The 24,188-nt window shown below is 33.4% G+C and carries 15 protein-coding genes; 4 read left to right on the forward strand and 11 right to left on the reverse strand.

Annotation, left to right across the window (positions count from 1 at the left end; genetic code table 11):
- Positions 1-12: 12 nt before the first annotated feature.
- The 6 genes from U9966_RS08185 to U9966_RS08210 all read right to left on the reverse strand — a co-directional run bounded on the left by U9966_RS08185 (position 13) and on the right by U9966_RS08210 (position 9,559).
- The gene (locus U9966_RS08185; RefSeq protein WP_306347947.1) at positions 13-2,811 is read right to left on the reverse strand and encodes a M16 family metallopeptidase; all 2,799 of its coding nucleotides are present in this window, start codon (positions 2,809-2,811) and stop codon (positions 13-15) included.
- Between the two features lie 58 nt (positions 2,812-2,869).
- Complete coding sequence (locus U9966_RS08190; RefSeq protein ID WP_306347348.1) at positions 2,870-5,233, reverse strand: TonB-dependent receptor plug domain-containing protein; 2,364 nt, start codon at positions 5,231-5,233, stop codon at positions 2,870-2,872.
- A gap of 341 nt (positions 5,234-5,574) precedes the next feature.
- Entirely contained in the window at positions 5,575-6,792 is a 1,218-nt protein-coding gene (locus tag U9966_RS08195; protein WP_306347349.1) for a hypothetical protein, read from the reverse strand.
- Positions 6,793-6,837: 45 nt separating this feature from the next.
- Positions 6,838-8,208: an adenylosuccinate lyase gene (gene purB, locus U9966_RS08200; protein ID WP_306347350.1), complete on the reverse strand. Its 1,371-nt coding sequence runs from the start codon at positions 8,206-8,208 to the stop codon at positions 6,838-6,840.
- A gap of 19 nt (positions 8,209-8,227) precedes the next feature.
- Positions 8,228-8,863 (reverse strand): high frequency lysogenization protein HflD, encoded by a 636-nt coding sequence (hflD, locus tag U9966_RS08205; RefSeq protein WP_306347351.1) that lies wholly within the window; start codon positions 8,861-8,863, stop codon positions 8,228-8,230.
- A gap of 294 nt (positions 8,864-9,157) precedes the next feature.
- Positions 9,158-9,559, reverse strand: a complete 402-nt coding sequence (locus tag U9966_RS08210; RefSeq protein WP_229577201.1) for a Z-ring associated ZapG family protein — start codon at positions 9,557-9,559, stop codon at positions 9,158-9,160.
- A 254-nt stretch (positions 9,560-9,813) separates the two neighbouring features.
- Between U9966_RS08210 and cysK the strand changes: the two genes are divergently transcribed.
- Positions 9,814-10,764, forward strand: a complete 951-nt coding sequence (gene cysK / locus U9966_RS08215; protein ID WP_306347352.1) for a cysteine synthase A — start codon at positions 9,814-9,816, stop codon at positions 10,762-10,764.
- 62 nt (positions 10,765-10,826) lie between these two features.
- Here cysK and ftnA (U9966_RS08220) read toward each other — a convergent pair whose 3' ends face one another.
- Both ftnA (U9966_RS08220) and ftnA (U9966_RS08225) read right to left on the reverse strand, forming a co-directional pair.
- On the reverse strand, positions 10,827-11,321 hold the full coding sequence (gene ftnA, locus U9966_RS08220; RefSeq protein WP_306347353.1) for a non-heme ferritin: 495 nt from the start codon (positions 11,319-11,321) through the stop codon (positions 10,827-10,829).
- 24 nt (positions 11,322-11,345) lie between these two features.
- Positions 11,346-11,843, reverse strand: a complete 498-nt coding sequence (gene ftnA, locus U9966_RS08225) for a non-heme ferritin (protein WP_090920331.1) — start codon at positions 11,841-11,843, stop codon at positions 11,346-11,348.
- A 407-nt stretch (positions 11,844-12,250) separates the two neighbouring features.
- On the opposite strand from ftnA (U9966_RS08225), the gene U9966_RS08230 reads away from it, so the two are divergent.
- Genes U9966_RS08230 through U9966_RS08240 form a run of 3 tightly spaced genes read left to right on the forward strand, consistent with a single transcriptional unit; the run spans position 12,251 to position 15,439 of the window.
- Positions 12,251-12,760, forward strand: a complete 510-nt coding sequence (locus tag U9966_RS08230) for a MarR family transcriptional regulator (protein WP_306347355.1) — start codon at positions 12,251-12,253, stop codon at positions 12,758-12,760.
- Between the two features lie 11 nt (positions 12,761-12,771).
- A complete protein-coding gene (locus tag U9966_RS08235; RefSeq protein ID WP_306347356.1) occupies positions 12,772-13,932 on the forward strand; it encodes an EmrA/EmrK family multidrug efflux transporter periplasmic adaptor subunit in 1,161 nt (386 codons plus the stop codon).
- Positions 13,922-15,439 carry a DHA2 family efflux MFS transporter permease subunit gene (locus U9966_RS08240; RefSeq protein ID WP_306347357.1) on the forward strand — a complete coding sequence of 506 codons (1,518 nt, stop codon included), beginning with the start codon at positions 13,922-13,924 and terminating at the stop codon, positions 15,437-15,439. Before U9966_RS08235 ends, U9966_RS08240 begins: the two co-directional genes overlap by 11 nt.
- A gap of 212 nt (positions 15,440-15,651) precedes the next feature.
- Here U9966_RS08240 and U9966_RS08245 read toward each other — a convergent pair whose 3' ends face one another.
- The 3 genes from U9966_RS08245 to U9966_RS08255 all read right to left on the reverse strand — a co-directional run bounded on the left by U9966_RS08245 (position 15,652) and on the right by U9966_RS08255 (position 24,036).
- Positions 15,652-19,290 carry a BapA/Bap/LapF family prefix-like domain-containing protein gene (locus U9966_RS08245; protein ID WP_322631696.1) on the reverse strand — a complete coding sequence of 1,213 codons (3,639 nt, stop codon included), beginning with the start codon at positions 19,288-19,290 and terminating at the stop codon, positions 15,652-15,654.
- Between the two features lie 427 nt (positions 19,291-19,717).
- Positions 19,718-22,738, reverse strand: coding sequence for a glycoside hydrolase family 2 TIM barrel-domain containing protein (locus U9966_RS08250; protein ID WP_306347361.1), 3,021 nt, complete (start codon positions 22,736-22,738; stop codon positions 19,718-19,720).
- Positions 22,739-22,767: 29 nt separating this feature from the next.
- A complete protein-coding gene (locus tag U9966_RS08255) occupies positions 22,768-24,036 on the reverse strand; it encodes an MFS transporter (protein ID WP_306347362.1) in 1,269 nt (422 codons plus the stop codon).
- Positions 24,037-24,188: the final 152 nt, after the last annotated feature.

Raw genomic sequence — 24,188 nt, forward strand, 5'->3', positions numbered from 1 at the left:
AAAATAAAAATACTAATGGGTTAAGATAGTGTTAAACCGCACTGAGTTTTTAAGCACTTTCGTTGCTAATTGCTCTAACTTTTGTTGAGTAACAATGTGTTCAAGCCTTGTTACTCGATACAATAAATTTGGACTATTTGTGACTAAATAACTTTCTTCAATCATATTTAGTACCATTAGCAATGAATTATATTCGTTCTTTAAGCTGTTTCTTTTTTCAGCAAGTTTTTTTAAAAATAATTCTCGATCAATACCATTGTTAAGAAAATCATCTAATATTTTATAGCTCATTTTCTTTAATTCATTCACTCTTGATGGTGCACAGCTAAAACTGATTTTGCCTTCAATTTGCGATGAATAAGGGGCTTGCGAGAACCAACTTGTGACAGAATAAACCCCAGAGGCTTTTTCCCTTAAATTTAAACGCAACTCTTCTTGCAACATATCGCCCAAAATATCCAATAAATACTCATTTTCAGGGTTATAGCGGTTGTTCGCCGTTAAATAAATATCCACTTCTGCTCTCGGCTCATTTAAACCTTTTAATATAAAATCCTTGCTTGGACTATTGATAAGTAAGGGTTTAAGCGGACGATTTATTTTAACCATCGGTACAGTGGCTAAATATTTTTTCGCTAATTTTTCAACGGTTTTTTGATCGATATCGCCTACGATAAAATAGGTAAAATCTGTTTTATTCAAAATATACTTTTGATAAAGTTTTGATAAAACATCTGATTTCAAGCTATTAAAATGAGACGGTTTTTTAGTATAAACCGTTTCTCGGTTTGGATAGCGTAATTTTGACACTTGATAAGCAAATTCACTTTCTTTATCTTGGTCTGCAAAATAGCTTTGCATATCATATTGATATTTTTTTAAAACCGCCTCAGAAATTGGGCTAGCCTGCAATCTAAATCGGAATAATTTTAAAATATTCTCTAAATTATCGCTTTTGGAAATGCTGGTAAAACCTTGTTTTGCTTCATCAAGCACCGTCATAAATGCAATCGGATTATTACCAAATTGTTTAGTTAAATAATCTTGTGAAAATTTTCCAATGCCTGTGTCATCAACCATTGTCGTAGCTGCTTTTAATAACTGATAATCCTTTTCTGGCACAGAACGTAAGCCTCCTGTGGTAATCGCACTAAAATGAACTTTTTGTGGATTTTTATCACTATAATAATAAACCAGCTTGCTGCCATTTTCTAACTGATACTCGATTATATCCATATCATTCCAATGATTAAGCATACTGATATTGCCTTGTGTTAAAGCCAATTTCTGCTCTTTAAATGAAACAGTATGCGCTTTTTGGGGGTTACTATTCCAGTGTGATTGAGATTGTCCTAACGCCTTTTCCCATAAAGCCTTAACTTCTTTTACATCAAAATTAAACGACATTTTTTTAAAGGGTTGTGTAACCAGTAATAATTTAGCTTTTAATTTTACCCACTGTTGAATAACTTGATTGACTTCATTCAACGTTATTTCATTTAATAACTTTTTGTTTAATTGGTATTTATATTGCTGAGATAAATTCACTTGATCAGTTGCTGCTGAAATCAATAAATCATCAGCGAGATTTAAACTATTAATTTCAATCCCTTTTTCCGTTTCATTTAACTTTTTAATACGTTTTACTTCACTATCAAATTCAGCTTGCTCAAAGCCATTTTGATTTATTTCCGCAATAAAATTAAATAAGATTGAAGCGGTTGTTAAATAATCATTTTTTGCAATTTTATTATTTTTTAATTGAAGGTTAAAAACCCATTCCAATGTTTCTCGACCTAAATAATTTTGATATAAATTTGCCGATTCAATTTGGTTTTTATTGGTTTTTTCCCATTGTTGTAAACGAAGGTTAGTTAAACGTATCGCTATTTGTTGCAATAATTCCTGTTTATATTCCGCAACAGTATCTTGATTTCTTAACTCTTTAAAAAGACCAAATTCAATACTTGGTGTGTTCATTTGTTTTTCAAACACTGTCGCTACACGCCATTTTTCAATCACGGGAACTCGATAATCTATTTTTGGCAACGACGTTTTAGCCGTTGTTTTTTCTTTTAGCTTTTGCTTAATTAAATTGACCGCTTGGGCTGGATCAATATCGCCTACAATGATTAAGGACATATTATCAGGGCGATACCATTTTTTATAAAAATCATAAACTCGCTGTTGAGAAATATGTCTAATGATGTTCACATCTCCAATTGGATCTCTTTTAACATAACGAGAATTTGCCATTTCGACTAAACTTTTTTTATTCCCTAAACGCAACATCGGGCTTAATCTTGCTCGCCATTCTTCCAATACAACGCCACGCTCTGCATCTAAATCTTCTGGCAAAATAGTCAAATTATGTATCCATTCATTCACAACATCTAAGGCAAGATCGAGATTTTTTTCATTATTTTTCGCTAAATTGAGCGTATAAACCGTATTTTCAAAATCAGTGAATGCATTGATATCTCTGGCAAATTTCATTCCCAGTTTTTCTAAAATGTCAATAATTTGATTTTTAGGGAATTTTTTCGAACCATTAAATGCCAAATGCTCAACTAAATGAGCAACCCCTTTTTGATCATCATCTTCATTTAATGATCCTGCATTAACCACCAACCGAAGGTAAACTTTATCTTTGGGTAACGTATTTTTTAACACGTAATAGCGTAGTCCATTTTCTAATGTCCCTTTTGTAACTTTCTCATTAAAAGACAATTTCTCAGCGGGGTTAAAATGAGAAACCCCACAACTATTTAATAAAAAAATAGCACATAACAATAATATTTTTTTCATCATTACCACTAACTAAAAAAGGGCAATAATTTGCCCTATATAATTGATATTTAAAGGTTAATTAAAATTCATAGCCTAATTCAAGCCAGAATTCACGACCAGCAGTATAGAAACCATTATTAATGCCTCTGCTTGTCATTCCTTTTCTCGTTTTATTTAAAACATTAAGCACATCTAGTTTAATATAAGGACTATGTTGACCAAATTTTGGTGCCCAACGAATACCGGTATCCCATTGAACGTGAGAGCCATAATTATAGCTTTCATAAGTATTACCTGCCGTATTATTCGCCCCTTTAATTGGTGCTTTAACATAAACTTTATTCGTCCAATCAAGGTTATAATCAGGAACTTGCATATCCAAACCTAAACGCACCGTCCAATTCTCACGATTATTGTTAATTTTTTTCATCATTTGACTGCGTGTCATTTCAGTTCCATTAAAATTAACAATCTCATTAGGATTATAACCTAATCCCATATCCACTGATTTAGTCTCTAACCAATCAAAATTCAATGAGGTATTCCAGTAGGTTTTTCCTAATTGCCAAGCTTCTTTATTAGATAATTTCAACGTATAAATATCCACGCTATAATCATTACCTTTTTTATACTGTCTCAGTTTAAATCGATTTTCTCTACCATTTAGATCAAACTCTTTTTCAGTTTGTTCATCTAAAACAATTCGATTTTTATGTTTTCTATGAATAAAACCTAAATCTAAACTAACGTTCTTATAATGCTGAGAAAAACCTAAACTTAGCTCATCAGAATAAGGTGTTTTAAAATCTCTTAAATTTTTATAACGGAATTGAGGTTTACCCGCTGAACCATAAGAATCATCTAACTTATAAACCTGCTCGGTTAACGCCATTACAGCAAAACTACGTCCATAATAACGGTTTAAACCTAAACTCATTGAGGTTTCCTCTAACGGAGACCAACTTGCTACAAAACGAGGAGCAATATTGGTATTTTTTAAGAAATCATCACGTTCAATACGAATTCCTGGTCTAAAATCAAAATTGCCAACACGAATTAAATCTTCTGCATAAAGTGCAAGATTTTGGTATTTTGCTTTCACAGAACCTTTTTTGTAATGTACAGTTTCTTTATCGCCTTCAATAAACTGAGCTTCAAATCCAATATCAGGCATAGCAGGTATAAACGTAATTTGAGTTAATTCACTCTCAACATCTTGTTTTCTATTAAAATTATATTTTGTTTGTTGATATAATCCACCCACAGAAACAGAATGACTTGTTGAACCTAATTCAAATGGATTGATCGCATACTCCATTGAATAATGGATATTCTGCTGTTTTAACGTAGAAGTCCCCATTCCACCTTTTTCAAAATTAACTTTGGGAATAATATTGTAGTTTTCATCGTATTCTTCAATCAATGTTTTTGAAAACTTAGTCGCACTAGAATAACGCTCATCTTTGAATTTATCATAAGCAAGAGTTGAAGTAACCACACCATTGTCTAAACTATGAACCCAAGCTAACGTTGCACCATAGGCATTATGATAATCATATAAATCGCTATCTATATTTACATCAAAGAATTTACCTTCACTGTATTTAGAATAACGCAAACCTAATTCAAAACGATCATCATCTGAAGCGGCATAATTAAAATTGATTAACGCATTATCCGAACGGCGAGTGTGATTGCGTCTTGATAAATCAACTTTGCCAGTTTCTTTATCCATTGACACAATTCTACTTTGCTGAATATCTGACTCACGGCGACTAATTCCAGCAACCACACCTAATTTATCCGTTAATGCTCTTTCAGCTGAAATACTAAAAAATGTTTTCTTATAGTCAGGTTGATAAGGTGCTTCTGCCCCTAATGGTGTAGCACTATTAAAGATTTCTGATAATGGTCTTTTCGCATCACCTTCACCATAGGTATCATTTAATTCAAATTTAGCCCACTGAGAACGAGAGGTTCTATAACGTAATTTCACACGATCCGTACCGTCATAATATTTTGTTTTAGCAACAACAGCTCCACCAGAAAAACCGCCTAAACTCGCAGACACATTGCTATCGTGAACTACAACAGAAGACAATAAGTTTGCATCAAAGAAATATCCCTGTCCTGATTGCATTTTAGGTAACATTTGAAATGTACCATCAAAAAAACCTTCGCTACTATTACCTAAGTCATTGTTAATATTTACATTATCGACATAATAACTAGTTTGAGATTCCTCAGCACCATTGATAGAAATTTCAGCTGGTTTGATTTCACCACGCATTAAACTTGTTTCATCACTATTTTCAAAACGAATATGTGAATTAGATTTTAAATAATCAGAGATATTCCCATTTGAAACGGGTGTTTTTGCAATCTCTTTGCTGGTAATTTTTTGAGTTGAAGAAAGTCCTGTATTTTGTTGTCCGTAAACCACCACTTCTGACAGTTTATTTTCTACTACTAATTGTTGATTGTTGATTGTTCCGCATTATCTGCATACACAGGTAATGCAACAGCCACTGTACTTGTTAAAATAATTGATTTATGAAGTTTTTTCACATTAGCCCCTTTGTTTAAAAATAATAACGATTTGCATTTTAAACAAAAAACATAAAAAAGTCTATGATTAATAATCATCCAGTTTCAACTGTAATGCTTCAATATAGTAAGAGTTTTATTGGAAGATTTAATGTATAAGCGGTTAGATTTTCTTTATTTTTTGCAACTTTTGTAAATTTTCATAAAAATATAACCGCTTGGTTGAATGTTTTTGAGTTATAACCTACCAGGTAATGGAGTTAAATATTCGCCTTTAATGAAAAGGCAAGGATGTTGATTATTTGTTTTCATAAATTCTTGAATTGTTTTTCTAGAATCATTCTCTATTTTATCAATCAGAATATTACTAGGACAAAAGACTTTTGTTTCTCCCAAATTCCAAGCAAAATAGCCATAGAGGACATTTGAGTATTTAGACTGATTTCCTATTATTGATTTACAATTATTCCTATGATCACAGTAATAATCATAATTACTTGCAATATATATAGCCTGCCATTTTATAAATTTATCTTTTAACTTATTAGAAGTATTTTCTTTATCTTTAACTACTTCAAATATTTTATTTTCAATAAAGCGTTTATCTAGTAAATACCAGTTTGATCGTTCTGGATTTTCTTTTATATCTAACACTTCTAAAATACGATTTGATATGCCTTTATATTTTAAATTAAATTCCAATATATTCTCGATATAGATTGGTATAAAAATTACCATAAAGATATAAAGTATAAAAATAGAAATATACAATAATACATTTAATGGAAAAATAAAAAATATTATCATGAAAATATAATGAATTATAAAAATAATCATAAAATACATATCTATTCCTCCTACTTGAAGCCTAAAAAACAAAGCTCCTATAAAAGAAAAAAGGAAAAAAAGATACATAAAAGAAGCACTAATAACCTTATTTATATTCAATTTACCTTCAACAAATGTACTACTTATATTTATAACAATCATGATTGGTATTATTAAAAATAATAAATGGTACCACCAATCCAAATCTTTAAACAAAGAGAAATATATAAATTCAAAAATAATAGATAATATAGAAAATATAATATATAAATTATTTTCTGTTTTTAAGATGCTTATTCTTATATCACTACGAATTAATCTAAATCCAATAGAAAATAGAAATGGAATAAAAGCCATTATACTTATAAAAATAATTCCAGAAATAGTAACTCCAATAAACGTATTTTTATTTGCTATTAGATTAGGAAAAATAGATATCGCATTTATTTCTGTCAAATGTACATAAATAATGCAACCACCTAATATAATTGCAAATAATGTAATAAGAGAAATTATAGACAAACCATAACTAGAAAAAAACTCTCTTCTATCTTGTTTTTTTCTATTTTCTTGACTTTTCCACTCTTTATAAGAATAAAGATCTTTCAAATATCTATAATTATTCATTTTAAACCTCACAAAAAAGTCCATTCAATGGACTTTCTTAAAACCTTAACCCAACTTCTCCACCAACTCCACCGCATAACCAATATAATTCGCTGGTGTCATTTGTTTTAGGCGTTCAATTTCAGCCTGTGGAAGCGGTAAAGTTTCAACGAAATTTTGCATAATTTCTTTGGTTACTCGCTTGCCTCGTGTGAGTTCTTTTAATTTTTCATACGGTTTTTCAATACCGTAACGACGCATTATGGTTTGGATAGGTTCAGCTAATACTTCCCAGTTTTGATCGAGATCTTCTAACAAACGATCTTCGTTCACTTCTAATTTACTGATCCCTTTTAAAGTTGAGCTGTATGCAATCAACGAATAGCCCACACCTACACCTAGATTACGCAATACCGTAGAATCCGTTAAATCACGCTGCCAGCGAGAAATTGGTAATTTCTGAGCAAGGTGGCTCATTAACGCATTGGCTAACCCTAAATTTCCTTCGGAATTTTCAAAGTCGATCGGGTTCACTTTGTGTGGCATTGTGCTTGATCCAATTTCACCCGCAACTGTACGTTGTTTGAAATAATTTAACGCAATATAACCCCATAAATCACGGTCAAAATCGATTAAAATCGTGTTGAAACGTGCGATACAATCAAAATATTCCGCAATATAATCGTGTGGCTCAATTTGGGTTGAGTACGGGTTCCATTCAATGCCTAATGACGTTACAAATTCTTGGCTAAATTTATGCCAGTCAATCTCAGGATAAGCCGATAAGTGTGCGTTATAATTCCCTACTGCACCGTTGATTTTTCCTAGTATCTCAATTTGTTGCAACTGTTTAAATTGACGTTTTAAACGATAAGCGGTATTTGCCATTTCTTTACCCATTGTTGATGGGGTCGCAGGCTGTCCGTGTGTACGGCATAGCATTGGGATATGTTGATAACGATTTGCTAGCTCAACAATCGCATTGGTTACCGCTTTCCATTGTGGCAATAGCACCTCTTCACGTGCGGTTTTTAACATCAATGCGTGAGAAAGGTTGTTAATATCTTCCGACGTACAAGCAAAGTGCCAAAACTCACTGATTTTCGCTAATTCAGGTAACGTCTCGCTTTTCTCTTTTAAAAAATATTCTACGGCTTTAACATCGTGATTGGTGACTCGCTCAATCTCTTTAATTCGCTGAGCGTCTTGTAATGAAAAATTCATAATAATTTGATTTAAGTAATCGTTTGCTTCTTGTGACAATGTAGAAACTTCTTTGATTTCAGTATTTTCAGCGAGTTTTTGTAACCAGCGAACCTCTACCATTACACGAAATCTAATTAATCCAAATTCACTAAAAATTGGACGTAAATCTGCGACTTTGTCTTGATAGCGACCATCAATAGGCGACACGGCGGTAAGGGTATTCAGTTCCATAAAATATTCTCCGATAAAATTATAAGGTTTGATAAAAAGATTGCATTTGGTTTAAGATTTTTTTACGTGCGAACAAAAATTGCCAGCGTTTTCCGCCAACTTGTTGCCATAATACACCTGCTCGTACACCAGCAAGTAATGTAGCACGAATACGATTTTGAACATCTGTTCGAGAAAGGTGTTGTTGCGAACCTGTTACTTGAATTTGTGTACCCAATGGGCTAATAACTTCTCTATAAATACTCGCTAAATTCGCAATAATTTGCTCATTTAGTATATCATTTTCACAAATCAATAACTGACGCTCAACTTGTTGTAAGCGTTGTATCAGTTCAGTTTTTGCCACAGGATTTTCTAGTAATTTTTTACTCAATGCAAGTATTCCAATCCAATAACGACTCACTTCAGTATCTAAATTACCTTTACCGCCACCAAATTGAGCCATTGCAACTTCAATGCCTAATTTTAAGTGAGATAAATCATTATCAAATACCGCTAAAGTGCTATCAGGTTGCGAAACAAACAAACTTTTTAAAGAATCACTAAGGACTTCATTATACTCTCCGCTGTTTCCTTTATGTGCAAATTTCTGCACTAAACTACCCGCTTGACAAGCCCCTGCGACTGCCACTGAAATATCAAAATAATTCGCCATTGTTTCATCTTCAAATTAAATAAACATAGCCTAGGAATATAGCATTTTTTATGCTTTTTTAGAATGGATGATTTGGTTTATTGGAAAAAATATACAAAATACACAAAATTAGGTAATACTTTTCTAAAAAGTGTCGCCTAGTATATTTATAAAACAAATGTCTTATGCTTAAGCATAATTTTAAGAAATGATCTCTGTTTATTTTAGGGAGGGCTCAAAGATAAATTTGAGCCCTACTTTTAACCTAACGCCGTTTTGAAGAGACAATATTTTCTGTTTACGGCTATTTACGACTTATTCTGCTTTCTCTTTCTCTGTTTCAACAAGAGGTTCTATAACCGTTTCTACCTCTTTAGGTTGTAACGCTTCTTTATTGTCTTCTAACTGAAGTTGTTCAAAAAGATCGATACTGTGAGTTTCAGGTAATAATTTTTCAGAACCATCCGCTAAGTGCGTGTATAATTTTTTATAATCTTTTGCAAGGGTTGATAATAACACTGCACTTTCAGAAAAATGCGTTTCCAACTGTTTTTTCTGTACTTCTTTTTCTGCTTTTACTTTTTTAAATTCTTTTTCAAGTTTAACATGTTGTTTTACATTTCCCTTAGTAAAATACATAACGAAGTAACCTAAAATTAAACCAATGACAAAAGCAATTACAACGGCTGTCCACATTTCATTTGTCCAGTTTTGCATAATATTCTCCTAAATTTAAGTATAAAAAATTAATAATCATCCCTCTATAATAACACTATTTACTTCCCTTATATATGCTTTATCTTTAATTCTATGATACAAATCACAAAAATCAAATGATATCACTTCTCTTTTTACATTTTGTTTACTTATCGGTTTATATCTTTTTGTTATTTCATATAAAAAAATTTTCCTAGTGAATAATTTAAGAAAAACGTATTATCTTTTGAAATTAAATAAAAAAAGGAACCACAATGAAAATCTACGAAGATAATTCTCTAACAATAGGCAATACGCCTCTTATTCGCTTAAAACACTTCGGAAATCAAGGTAATATCTTAGTTAAAGTAGAATCTCGTAATCCAAGTTTTAGTGTAAAATGCCGTATCGGAGCAAATATGGTATGGCAGGCTGAAGAGGATGGTATATTAACTTCAGATAAAGAAATTATTGATGCAACCAGTGGGAATACAGGTATTGCACTTGCTTATGTTGCAGCAGCAAGAGGGTATAAATTAACGTTAACAATGCCCGAAACAATGAGTCTTGAGCGTAAACGATTATTACGAGGGTTGGGAGTAAATTTAATCTTAACTGATGGTTCAAAAGGAATGAAAGGGGCAATAACAAAAGCGGAAGAAATTTTAGCTAGCGATCCTACACATTATGTAATGTTAAGACAATTTGATAATCCTGCTAACCCCGATATTCACCAAAAAACAACCGCCCCTGAAATTTGGGATGCCACACAAGGCAATGTTGATGTGATTGTTGCTGGCGTAGGAACAGGTGGCACAATAACAGGTATTTCTCGTTATTTCAAACAAGATAAACACAAACAGATTATAAGTGTTGCTGTTGAGCCAAAAGAATCCCCAGTCATTACACAAACTTTAAATCATCAAGAAATTAAACCTGCTCCGCATAAAATTCAAGGCATTGGTGCAGGGTTTATTCCTAAAAATTTAGATTTAACATTCATTGATCGAGTTGAACAAGTGGACAGTGAAACTGCGATTGAAACTGCGCGTCAATTAATGGCAAAGGAAGGTCTATTGGTGGGGATTTCATCAGGTGCAGCGGTTGCTGTAGCGGATCGTTTAGCAAAATTACCCGAATTTAAGGATAAGATAATAGTTGCTATTCTTCCTTCTGCTTCTGAGCGTTATTTAAGTACACCTCTTTTTGATGACGTGGATATTTAATTCAACAAAAAAGAAAGAGAGACAGAATATATTCTGTCTCTCTCGTGTCAATTAAATAATAATTATGCTGTAACTAATTTTGCTAATTCTTTATCAATGTAATATAGACCTTTACTGTCTTGACCTAATAAATTCAATTTATCTAAAATGCCACCGAATAACGTTTCTTCTTCGTGTTGTTCGCTCACATACCATTGCAAGAAGTTAAATGATGCAAAATCTTTTTCTGCCAAGGTAATCTCTACTAATTCGTTGATTTTCTTAGTAATTAGTTTTTCGTGTTCAAAAGTAAGTTCTAATACTTCTTTCAATGATGAAAATTCTGATTTAGGTGCTTCAATTTCAGCAATGGTCGTATATGCCCCAGTTTCATTCAAGTAAGTAAATAGCTTTCTCATATGTACCATTTCTTCTGTTGCGTGTTCACGTAAGAAAGCTGCCGCTCCTTCATAACCTTTATTAGCACACCACGCACTCATTTGAAGATATAAATTTGATGAATAAAGCTCTAAGTTTAACTGTTCATTTAACATTGTAATAATTTTATTTGATAACATATTTTTTTCCTCTTTGTAAATGGATTAATGGTTTGCACCAAGTGTTGCTAATTCACGATCAATTAAGTAAAGACCTAATTTATCACCACCAATCATATTAAATTTATCGACAATACCATTGAATAAAGTTTCTTCTTCGTGCTGCTCACTTACATACCACTGTAAGAAATTGAATGCAGAATTATCTTTACTATCAAAAGTCACCTCGACTAATTCATTAATTTTACTCGTAACAAATTTTTCGTGTTCTAACGTAATTTCAAAGATTTGTTGTAATGATTCAAACTCGGTACGAGGTGCTTCAATTGTACCTAGCAATGGTAAACCACCCGTTTCGCTCACATAATCAAAAAGTTTTTGCATATGCTCAAGTTCTTCATCCGCATGACGTAACAAAAATTCAGCCGCTCCTTCATATCCGTGATAAGCACACCACGAACTCATTTGTAAGTAAATATTTGAAGATGCAAATTCTAAATTTATTTGCTCGTTTAATTTGTTGATAATTGATTGTTTTAACATTTTGGTTTCTCCATTTGTTCTATTCGATAGGTTGTAACATTGAATACATTGTAAACCAAATTCTCAATAACATCCACATTGTTGATAATCAAATAAGAACCATTATTACCTAACTCTTTGATTTATTATAATAAATGCAATCTATTCGCATTAGTATATGTTGATATATAAAGCATAAAGATAGGAAATAAAAGGCTTCAAACGAATAAAGATTATCCTTAAAAAGGTATTTTAATAGGTTTTAATTATTGATTTAATAGTTAAATATAATGTAAATAATATTTTGGAGAAGAAAACAAGCGGTATGATTTTGTCTATTTTTTGTAAAATTTTATAATTACTCTATTGATAGTAACGCAAGTTATTATATAATGAGTAACTAAATTATGACCAACAGGATTTATATTTTGAATAATAAATTTGATAAACAACTACAAAATATGCGAACGATGATCAATGAAAGTAATAAATATGCACCCGTTGATGAAATTGTGCTATCTCGATTAATGCTACATACCAATCAACTTTTTTTGGATAATCGTAATCGTTTATTAAAAGAATTTGGTTTAAACCATACGCAATTTTTAGCACTGGTCATTATTTATTACCAACCCAATCAGGAAATTCAGCCCTCTAAATTAAGTGCCATATTAGGTTCTTCTCGAACCAATATTACTCGTATTTCAGATGAGTTGGAGAAAAAAGATTGGCTATTTCGTCAATTGATAAAAGAAGATCGTCGAGCATTCTCTCTGAAATTGACGGATTTAGGTAATCAATTTATGGCTGATTTTTTACCTAATCAATGGAAACTGATTAGTGAAACATTTTCTATTTTAAATGAACAAGAGCGGTCAGATTTAATGAAAATTTTGCAAAAATTGGCTATGCATATTGAAAATCAAGCAAAAGAGTAAGGATAAAAAAGATGTCAGAAACAGGATCAGATTTATCAAAGAAAAAGCAAAGAACAAAAGCATTTAGTCTGTTCTTTGGGCTATTGTTTATTATCATCGTTATTGTTTCAATATGTTGGTTGTTCTTTTTTAAAGGCTATGAAACCACTGATGACGCTTATGTAGTCGGTAATCAAGTGATGATCACCCCTAAAGTTGCAGGTAATGTAGTACAAATTAATGTTGAAGATATGGATTTTGTACACAAAGGTGATGTTTTAGTGGTATTGGATAACAGTGATAAAGAACTGGCGTTAAAACAGGCAGAAACTGCATTAGCAAGTGCAGTACGAAATATTCAGCAACTCAACTACAGTGTAAAACAGTTACAAGAAACGGTGAAAGGCAAACAAATTTCCCTTGCTCAAGCCAAAAATGATCTAGCTCGTCGTCAAAAATTAGCCAAAACCCATTCTATCGATCAAGAAAGCGTACAACACGCTAAAGATAAAATGACGATGGCGTATGCGAATTTACAACTTGCTAAACTACAACTAGCCTCAAGTAAATCCCTATTACAACAAACTCCCTTGATTGAGCAACCTAGTATTCAAAATACGATAGCTTCTGTTAAACAGGCGTGGTTAAAATTAAAACGGACTCAAATTTTAAGCCCTGTGGAGGGTTATGTAGCCAAACGTAATGTACAACTTGGAGCAAGTGTGGGTACAAATTCGCCTTTAATGGCAATTATTCCGCCATATCAATTTTGGATTGATGCAAATTTTAAAGAAACACAATTAAAAAATATACGAATTGGACAACCTGTTAAAGTCACTGTTGATATGTATGGCGATGATATTGAGTTTGATGGAAAAGTCACAGGTATTGCACTTGGTACTGGCAGTGCGTTTTCTCTATTACCTGCTCAAAATGCCACTGGAAACTGGATTAAAATCACTCAACGAGTACCTGTAAGAATTGAATTAGATCCACAACAGTTAGAAAAATATCCTCTGAGAATGGGCTTATCTGCCAGCGTAAAAATAGAGGTAACAAACAAAGATGGGGACGTATTATTGCAACAAAAACGTTCAACACCTCTTTATACAACAGATGCACTTGAATACGAGCAATCTGAAATTGAACAACGTATTTCACATATTATTAAACAGAATATAAATGAACAATAGTATGCTAAAAGGCGTAACATTAGTTATCCTCACCTTTGCATTAGGGTTTGCCACTTTTATGCAGGTGTTAGATTCTACCATTGCTAATGTGGCTATTCCCACTATTGTCGGTGATTTGGGTTCTTCAAGTTCACAAGGCACGTGGATTATCACCTCTTTTGGGGTCTCAAATGCTATTTCTATTCCGATTACAGGTTGGCTTGCAAAACGAGTGGGGGAAGTGAAATTATTTTTAATTTCGGTGTCACTTTTTACCCTTGCCTCTTGGTTATGCGGAATGTCAAACAGCTTAGAAATGCTATTAGTTTTTCGTGTTTTTCAAGGGCTGGTTTCAGGTCCATTAATTCCACTTTCTCAAAGTTTATTACTTAATAATTATCCCCCTGAAAAAAAATCAATGGCATTGGCGTTTTGGTCTATGATTTTAGTGATTGCCCCTGTTTTAGGGCCTATTTTAGGTGGTTGGATTAGTGATAATTTTCACTGGGGATGGATTTTCTTTATCAATGTTCCTATTGGAATTTTTGTTGTTTTGACCTCAAAAACACTGCTTGCGAATAGGGAAACCAAAATCGTCCAACAACCACTCGACACCATTGGTTTGGTGTTATTAGTGTTGGGTGTTAGTTGTTTTCAGTTAATGTTAGATCAAGGCAGAGAGCAAGATTGGTTTAATTCAAATTTAATTATTTTATTAGCCGTTCTAGCGGTCACATTCTTTATTATTTTTGCAATTTGGGAATTTACCGAAAGCAATCCGATTATTGATATTACCCTATTCCGCTCACGTAATTTTACCATCGGCTGTTTAACTACCTGTATGGCGTATTTGCTCTATATTGGCTCAGTGGTGCTTATGCCCATTTTACTGCAAACCGTCTATGGCTACTCCGCCACCTGGGCAGGTCTTGCCGCCGCTCCAATTGGACTATTACCTATTTTAGTCACCCCAATTATTGGAAAATTTGGTTATAAAATTGATATTCGCTACTTGGTGACATTTAGCTTTATTATGTACTCTTTTACATTTGGCTGGCGAGCCTTAACCTTTCAACCTGAAATGGATTTTGGCAATGTGGCATTTCCTCAATTTGTGCAAGGTTTAGCCGTAGCCTGCTTTTTTATCTCACTCACCACTATTACTCTATCAGGCTTACCCGCTGAGAAAATAGCCTCTGCTACCAGTTTATTTAATTTTCTTAGAACGCTAGCAGGCTCAATAGGAACCTCTATCAATATTACAATGTGGTATAACCGAGAAGCCCTGCATCACGAACGTTTTGTTGAAGCAATCACACCTTATACGCCAAATGCTCAGCAATATTATCAACAAATGGCTGAAATTGGACTTAATGAAATGGCTGCTTCTGGTCAACTTGCAAGAGAAATCACCAAACAGGGATTAATTATTGCCGCCAATGAAGTCTTTTGGTTATCTGCGGTTATTTTCTTAGGGTTAACGGTAATTATTTGGTTTGCAAAGCCACCTTTTAGTTATAGGCGGTAATGTGTAGTTATTAAAAAAAGTAAGCATAAAAATGGTAAATTTTGAACTGGATGTAACCGCTATATTTTATCAAATACTCACATAACCAATTGATATATAATTATATTACCCATCCGTCAAGGCATGCCTTGACGCTACGTTTGATATACACAGATACAAGAAACTGGGCAAAATGAGGGTTAGTTCACATTGCCCAGTCTCTAAGTAAGGAATTAAATTACTGTAATATCAGGATCAACAATTAATGCATTACCTATTTCATCAGTATATTTAATATACTCTTGACCATTATGACTTTCTGTTTCAGTCGTTTTAATGAAATTACCTTCTAAATATAGTTCATCATCTAATTTTTCACTATTTATTATTACTTTATGATCATTATCATCATTTGCAATTTTATCTAGTACATCATCAGAAATAGTCAATTTCAACTCTTTTCCTGATAAATAAATATTTTGAATACCTGTAAAATGATCCATATTTGAATGCTCACTATTTTTATAAATATACAACTGATGTTCATTACCTTCCATATATACATTATCATCCACTAAATATTCCTCAATATCCTCACAAGATTCACCATCATCTACCAACCGTGGCTCTTCTTTTAGTGGTTCTTTTTCTGTTATGTCTATTTTTTCATACACAGTATCATCCACCAAAGGAGGATTAACACCCAGATCACAAAGTTCAGCGTATCTTTCCAATTGAGGCTCTTCTTTTGATGGTTTTTTTTCTGTTATTTCTATTTTTTCATACACAGTATCATCCACCAAAGGAGGATTAACACCCAGATCACAAAGTTCAGCGTATCTTTCCAATTGAGGCTCTTCTTTTGATGGTTTTTTTTCTGTTATTTCTATTTTTTCATACACAGTATCATCCACCAAAGGAGGATTAACACCCAGATCACAAAGTTCAGCGTATCTTTCCAATTGAGGCTCTTCTTTTGATGGTTTTTTTTCTGTTATTTCTATTTTTTCATACACAGTATCATCCACCAAAGGAGGATTAACACCCAGATCACAAAGTTCAGCGTATCTTTCCAATTGAGGCTCTTCTTTTGATGGTTTTTTTTCTGTTATTTCTATTTTTTCATACACAGTATCATCCACCAAAGGAGGATTAACACCCAGATCACAAAGTTCAGCGTATCTTTCCAATTGAGGCTCTTCTTTTGATGGTTTTTTTTCTGTTATTTCTATTTTTTCATACACAGTATCATCCACCAAAGGAGGATTAACACCCAGATCACAAAGTTCAGCGTATCTTTCCAATTGAGGCTCTTCTTTTGATGGTTCTTTTTCTGTTATATCTATTTTTTCATCTACAGGTCTCTCCACTACAGCAGGATTATCTCCAAAATCACAACCTTCTACATCTAATTCCAATCTCGGCTCTTCTTTTGATGGTTCTTTTTCTATTATATCTATTTTTTCATCTACAGGTTTCTCCACTACAGCAGGATTATCTCCAAAATCACAACCTTCTACATCTAATTCCAATCTCGGCTCTTCTTTTGATGGTTCTTTTTCTATTATATCTATTTTTTCATCTACAGGTCTCTCCACTACAGCAGGATTATCTCCAAAATCACAACCTTCTACATCTAATTCCAATCTCGGCTCTTCTTTTGATGGTTCTTTTTCTATTATATCTATTTTTTCATCTACAGGTCTCTCCACTACAGCAGGATTATCTCCAAAATCACAACCTTCTACATCTAATTCCAATCTCGGCTCTTCTTTTGATGGTTCTTTTTCTATTATATCTATTTTTTCATCTACAGGTTTCTCCACTACAGCAGGATTATCTCCAAAATCACAACCTTCTACATCTAATTCCAATCTCGGCTCTTCTTTTGATGGTTCTTTTTCTATTATATCTATTTTTTCATCTACAGGTTTCTCCACTACAGCAGGATTATCTCCAAAATCACAACCTTCTACATCTAATTCCAATCTCGGCTCTTCTTTTGATGGTTCTTTTTCTATTATATCTATTTTTTCATCTACAGGTCTCTCCACTACAGCAGGATTATCTCCAAAATCACAACCTTCTACATCTAATTCCAATCTCGGCTCTTCTTTTGATGGTTCTTTTTCTATTATATCTATTTTTTCATCTACAGGTCTCTCCACTACAGCAGGATTATCTCCAAAATCACAACCTTCTACATCTAATTCCAATCTCGGCTCTTCTTTTGATGGTTCTTTTTCTGTTGTATCTATTGCTTCTGGATCTTTAATTTCCTGAGTATCTATTTCACAGTTTTCTACATCTGCTTCTTTTTTCTCTGTATGTTGTTTTTCAACCACTTCTTCTGATGGTTCTTTTTCTTTATCTACTACTTTTGGATCTTTAATTTCCTGAGTATCTTTTTCAACACTTTCTACATCTGCTTCTTTTTTCTCTATGTGTTGTTTTTCAATCACCTCTTCTGATGGTTCTTCCGCTTTATCTACTACTTTTGGATCTTTAATTTCCTGAGTATCTATTTCACAGTTTTCTACATCTGCTTCTTTTTTCTCTGTATGTTGTTTTTCAACCACTTCTTCTGATGGTTCTTCCGCTTTATCTACTACTTTTGGATCTTTAATTTCCTGAGTATCTATTTCACAGTTTTCTACATCTGCTTCTTTTTTCTCTGTATGTTGTTTTTCAACCACTTCTTCTGATGGTTCTTCCGCTTTATCTACTACTTTTGGATCTTTAATTTCCTGAGTATCTATTTCACAGTTTTCTACATCTGCTTCTTTTTTCTCTGTATGTTGTTTTTCAACCACTTCTTCTGATGGTTCTTCCGCTTTATCTACTACTTTTGGATCTTTAATTTCCTGAGTATCTATTTCACAGTTTTCTACATCTGCTTCTTTTTTCTCTGTATGTTGTTTTTCAACCACTTCTTCTGATGGTTCTTCCGCTTTATCTACTACTTTTGGATCTTTAATTTCCTGAGTATCTATTTCACAGTTTTCTACATCTGCTTCTTTTTTCTCTGTATGTTGTTTTTCAACCACTTCTTCTGATGGTTCTTCCGCTTTATCTACTACTTTTGGATCTTTAATTTCCTGAGTATCTATTTCACAGTTTTCTACATCTGCTTCTTTTTTCTCTGTATGTTGTTTTTCAACCACTTCTTCTGATGGTTCTTCCGCTTTATCTACTACTTTTGGATCTTTAATTTCCTGAGTATCTTTTTCAACACTTTCTACATCTGCTTCTTTTTTCTCTATGTGTTGTTTTTCAATCACCTCTTCTGATGGTTCTTTTTCTGTTTTATCTACTTTTTCAATATTCTCTTTTGGTTCCGCTTTCTTTGCCTCTTCAGGCACAACCGCTGTATTATTCTGATTACTACTCTCTTTGGATGTGTCATTATTATGAGAACGATCTTGGGATTTTATAGCACCAACCACTCCAAATGTTGCACCAACTGCCCCTAATCCCAATAAAACACTACTTATACCACTACTAGTTGCCGCTCCTGTTCCACTGGCTACACTCTCATACACTCCATTTGATACTAGCTCTTCTGATGTTTGTGAACTTAACATCGCTAAGTCATTGCCCAATAATTCTGGCACTTCTGCAGAACTCAATACTCTACTACTTAAAATATTTCCTGAAACATCATCAATTTCAAGTAATTGAATAGGCTTACCTTGTTCTGGATTTAAAATTAAGTGTCGAGGGGTTTCAAAATAGCCCTCCACTTTGATCACTTCACCATTATTCAGCTTAATTAATAAGTCATTATCACTTTTTAATGTTGTAACAATTTGTTGTCTATCAAATGGAAGTGTGACACTTTTAGTTGTGCCTAAACTTTGGATGATATTCATAGAATTTACCTCTCAATATACTTTAAAACACTCTATTATTTATTACTGCATTTAATCAAAATTAACATCTTAAAAATTATGACTATATTACAAACATAAATAGAGCAAAACTTACCCATTGTAAAAAAAAAAAAAAAAACGCAAGCGAAAAAGGTTAATTAATACAAAATTAAAAAAGAGTTGCTTGTAAAATAAGCAATTATTAAAAGCATTAAAGATATGTAGACAAGGTATTCTCTGTCTATACTTATGTATTATAACTGTAGCATCAAGGCATACCTTGACGAATGGATATTTTGATGAGGGAATAATCGGACGTTATGAATAATATAATTGTTCAAAATACATAGAAATCAAATAAGCGGTATGATGTGACAAAAAATTTGCAAATTTCGATCAACATCGCACCGCTATTAAATGTTATTTGTTAGCTAAAATCTAATCTAACTACCCAATTAAATTCAGTTTCATTTAAGCGATATTTACCTTTTAAATTTGGTCCACAAGAATTTGAGCCAATACCACTCATTTTATAATCAATATATAAATGATTAAATGATGATTTTTCTAAATTATAATGGTGTGCTTTACTCGTTAACTCTTCAAGGGAATAAGGCGAGTAGTTAAAGCTAAATGGTTGATTGGCACTAATCAATAGATTATCAGTTTTCACATAGTGACACCCATAGTGGCTACCATTTTCTTGTGGTTTGAAATAATCCGTATGATTTTGTGTGGCAGTGGTTGTATAACGCCCGAGCTTTGTTGAATAGTGCTTATCAATATAGCTTTCTCCTTCGCCATAACCAAAAAATTCCACATTTTCACTTTGTTTATTCAAGCTAAATGCGAGTCCAAAACGTGGTAAATAAGGTAAGTGGGCTTTTCGCTCTGCAAGTACCACTATCTCAATGTAATCAGGGTGAATATGATATTGCACGTTAAAGGTGACAATTCTTTCTCGTGCTGTTGCTACGATTGCACAATCAGCAAAAACCACCACTTTATCACTAAATTGTTCTACTGAAACTTGATAAGCTCGACTATCAGCATTGTGATAGCCTGCATTTTGCCATAATTCTCGGACAAGACGATCATTATCTGTTGGGGCACGCCATATATTGAAAGTTAATGGCTGTTCAATGATGGTTTTACCTTGATATTGTAGCTGATTTAAAATTCCTTTGTTTTTATTAAATTCACAATAAAGTTGTTCATTTTTTACTACTAAGGTTTGTGTGCTTTCTTTAATAGTAAAATGACTTGGTTGTTTTTTATTAAAAACAGCGGTAATCATTGTATCATCAAAAATATTAATTTGATCAAAACCTAACTTATGATCACAAGGGGTCAATTCTGTGGCATTTTTTGCAAAATAAGTGATATCGAGTAGCCATACATTACCATTGCGTTTTGGTAATACGAAAGGCACACAAGTGGATTGATGAGGCTCACAATTAAGTTCAAATTCCCCTTGCTTAATCGCATAACCATTTTCTGAGAGGCAATATTTAATGGTGATCTCAGAAAGGTTGGTGAAATCGAAATGGTTGGTAAATTCAATTTTTCCGTCTCTCAAACAGGCTCGCACAGGACGATTGACATTTTTCAATTCAAGTAAATTGCTGTGTGGAACACGTGTTGGCGACACTAAACCGTCCACACAGAAATTACCGTCGTGCATTGTTTCTTTGAAATCGCCACCATAACCTAATTTTTGTGGATCATTTGGTAGCTGGTTGGCGTGATCGCACCATTCCCAAATAAAGCCCCCACAAGCTGTGTCATATTTTTGGAAGGTTTGCCAGTAGTCTTCAAGATCACCGTTGGAATTGCCCATTGCGTGGCTGTATTCACAAATTAAGAATGGTTTGCTTTGTGGTTTTGAGCAATACTCTTCGACCACGTCGGTGTCGCTGTACATTTCACTGTAAAAATCTAAGTTAGTGAGATCATTTTTATGTTGTGAATGTTGGTAGATTGAGCTTTCATAATGTACGAGGCGTTCAGGATCACGATCTTTTACCCATTTTGCTGCCTCTTCAAAATTTTCACCATAACCACTTTCATTACCAAGCGACCAAACAAGGATCGAGGTGCGGTTTTTATCTCGTTCAATATTTGCAAAAGTACGATCTAAAATCGCCGCTTTAAAGCTTGGATCTCTTGCAAAATAACAGAAATTATCGATCGTATCTTGCTCAATTTGTTTATCCCAGTTTTCATTCGATACATTTAAGAAAATGCTATTTTCAGGTTGTGGCACAGGCAACATTACTGGTCCGTGACTTTCAATGTCGCTTTCGCTGATGACATAAAATCCGTATTTATCGCAAAGCTCGGTAAACCAAGGGGCGTTAGGATAGTGAGCGGTGCGGATCGCATTGATATTATGCTGTTTCATCAAAGTAAGATCTTTGATCGCTTGTTCATAACTAATGCTATAACCTGTTTTTGGATCGCTGTCGTGACGGTTAACCCCTTTGAATTTAATCGGTTGGTTGTTGAATAACAGCACGCCATTTTCAACGGCAATTTTTCTAAATCCGATTTTTTGCTCAATCCATTCATTGCCATAGTGCAATCTTAGGCTATATAACGCGGGATTTTCCGCATTCCAGAGTTGAATATTTGTAAATTCTTCGAATAAATTCACCGCTTGTTTTTCAAGAATCAATTCGCCTTGTGGGTTAAATATCTGAAAATCAATAGACTGAGCTTGTTCTAAGAAAGAAGTCTCAACCGTTAAAGTGGCAGATGAAAGATCATCTGATAATTGTGTTCTAATAAAGAAATCTTGCAGATAATTTTGTTCACGTTCTAAGATATACACATCACGAAAAATACCTGACATTCTGAATTTATCTTGATCTTCTAAATAGCTTCCATCACACCATTTTAGTACTAAAACAGCGATATGGTTTGTACCATTTTGCAATACATCGCTAATATCAAACTCACTAGTGGCGTGGCTGACTTGACTATATCCGACAAATTTTTGGTTAACATATAAGAAGAAACAGCTATCGACCCCTTCAAAGTTAATCAAATAACGCTTATCCGATTTAAGGTTAACCTCAAATTCTCGTTGATATAATCCACAAGGATTTTGCGTTGGTACATAAGGTGGATCAAACGGGAACGGGTAATTGATATTGGTGTATTGATGTTGATCATAACCGTGATTCTGCCAGTTTGACGGCACAGGGATATTTGCCTGTGCTGGCTGTTCTGCTATGTTTTCAGGGAGGTTTTCAGGCAAATCTTGATAACTTTCAAAATAGCTAAATCCCCAGTCGCATTGGCTTAATAAAGTTACATAAGCGGACAAATTTCTATCACTTTTTGCACATTTTTGCTCATTTTCAAAAGGAATAAAATAAGCGTGATGTGGCGTGGTATTGATATGAATCACTTCGGGATCTTGAAAATGATTTGTGAGTAACATTGTAATAATTCCTTATTTGTTCATTTATACTAAGCTTGTTCTGGTGTTAATTTTTTTCCTGTTAAAGCAAACAGAGAAAGAACAGTAAAACCAAAAGCGATACAACCAAGAATGAAATAGGTATCTTGGTAGCCGTGTATGTCATATAATTTGCCCACAATTGGCGATTCAACCATACTTACCACTTCTTTAATAAATTGACAAGCCACTAAGTAAACAGTTGCAGAAAAATGCACTTCAAACACATTTGAAATATATTTAAATAAGCCGACTAAATAGAAAGGTACTTCAAACATATGTAAAGTTTTTAATACCACGACGTGCCACGCTTCCGTTGCAAATGAAGATCCTGTGATACGAATACTCATAATTACACCCGCAATCAATAACGCATTTTTTGCACCGATAAAGCGGTTAATAATGACTGGAACGAAGAACATAATAATTGCATTTAATGTTTCTCCGAGCGTTGTTACGTAACCAAACATTTCAATTCCTTTTTCTTTCGATTCAAAGAACGTATTAAAGAAATTACCAAACTGTTGGTCAAAAATATCATAGGTACAAGCCACACCCACAACATAAGCAATTAAAGCCCAAAATTGTGGACGTTTTAATAAAGCAAAAGCCTGCTTTAAGCTTACAGGATTTTTATTCTCACCTAATTTATCAATCACAGCAGAAGTTGAACTATTTGAAGGTTTCATCATTGCGACTAAAACTAATAATACAAGAGCGGCAATAGAGCCTAACCAAAAAACAGAATTAGGATTTGAACTATACAAGTTGCCTGCCAAAGAGGCACAAATTCCCCAACCAAACATACCAAACATTCTCGCACGTCCATATTCAAAACGACTTAAACGGCTAATACGTTCAATATAAGCTTCGGAAGCTGGTGCCCCACTTTTAAACACAAAGCCCATATAAGCCCCACCAGATAATGCCCCTAAAAAGACATTGACTTTTAAGAGTGGTGCAAAAACATAGATGAAGAAAGGGGCATAGAAAAGTAAAGTAATCGCAAGCACCCATAACATATGTTTTTTAATACCGAGTTTATCGGTTAAGTAACCAAAAATAGGTTGGAAACAGATAGCTGAAAATGACATTGATGAAAAAACTAAACCGATGTCTTCGCCAGATAAACCATTGATATCGCCCAACCAAATCCCAAGAAAAGGAAAACAGGTTGCCATAATAAAAAAGTATGTGAAGAAATAAGCACCTGATACCCAATAATTTCTATTGGTAAGATAATAGTGCTGTTGACCTTGATTAGATAGTGTTTCTGACATAGAAAACTCCTTATTTAAAATATATAAATTTCGCCAAATGTTAACGTTATCAAAAAACTTATCAAGCCATAAATACTTATAAATGTGATCTAGCTCACAAATGTTAAGGTTATCATTTTAATTTTGTGAACCAGATCACACTTTTGCGGTTA

The sequence above is a fragment of the Pasteurella atlantica genome (assembly GCF_963693435.1).
Lineage (GTDB): Bacteria > Pseudomonadota > Gammaproteobacteria > Enterobacterales > Pasteurellaceae > Phocoenobacter > Phocoenobacter atlanticus.

What these genes read in the sequence shown, in the direction of transcription:
- U9966_RS08185 (WP_306347947.1), bottom strand. Translation starts at nt 2,811, where the DNA reads ATGATGAAAAAAATATTATTGTTATGTGCTATTTTTTTATTAAATAGT.
- U9966_RS08195 (WP_306347349.1), bottom strand. Translation starts at nt 6,792, where the DNA reads ATGAATAATTATAGATATTTGAAAGATCTTTATTCTTATAAAGAGTGG.
- purB (WP_306347350.1), bottom strand. Translation starts at nt 8,208, where the DNA reads ATGGAACTGAATACCCTTACCGCCGTGTCGCCTATTGATGGTCGCTAT.
- hflD (WP_306347351.1), bottom strand. Translation starts at nt 8,863, where the DNA reads ATGGCGAATTATTTTGATATTTCAGTGGCAGTCGCAGGGGCTTGTCAA.
- U9966_RS08210 (WP_229577201.1), bottom strand. Translation starts at nt 9,559, where the DNA reads ATGCAAAACTGGACAAATGAAATGTGGACAGCCGTTGTAATTGCTTTT.
- cysK (WP_306347352.1), top strand. Translation starts at nt 9,814, where the DNA reads ATGAAAATCTACGAAGATAATTCTCTAACAATAGGCAATACGCCTCTT.
- ftnA (WP_306347353.1), bottom strand. Translation starts at nt 11,321, where the DNA reads ATGTTATCAAATAAAATTATTACAATGTTAAATGAACAGTTAAACTTA.
- ftnA (WP_090920331.1), bottom strand. Translation starts at nt 11,843, where the DNA reads ATGTTAAAACAATCAATTATCAACAAATTAAACGAGCAAATAAATTTA.
- U9966_RS08235 (WP_306347356.1), top strand. Translation starts at nt 12,772, where the DNA reads ATGTCAGAAACAGGATCAGATTTATCAAAGAAAAAGCAAAGAACAAAA.
- U9966_RS08240 (WP_306347357.1), top strand. Translation starts at nt 13,922, where the DNA reads ATGAACAATAGTATGCTAAAAGGCGTAACATTAGTTATCCTCACCTTT.
- U9966_RS08245 (WP_322631696.1), bottom strand. Translation starts at nt 19,290, where the DNA reads ATGAATATCATCCAAAGTTTAGGCACAACTAAAAGTGTCACACTTCCA.
- U9966_RS08250 (WP_306347361.1), bottom strand. Translation starts at nt 22,738, where the DNA reads ATGTTACTCACAAATCATTTTCAAGATCCCGAAGTGATTCATATCAAT.
- U9966_RS08255 (WP_306347362.1), bottom strand. Translation starts at nt 24,036, where the DNA reads ATGTCAGAAACACTATCTAATCAAGGTCAACAGCACTATTATCTTACC.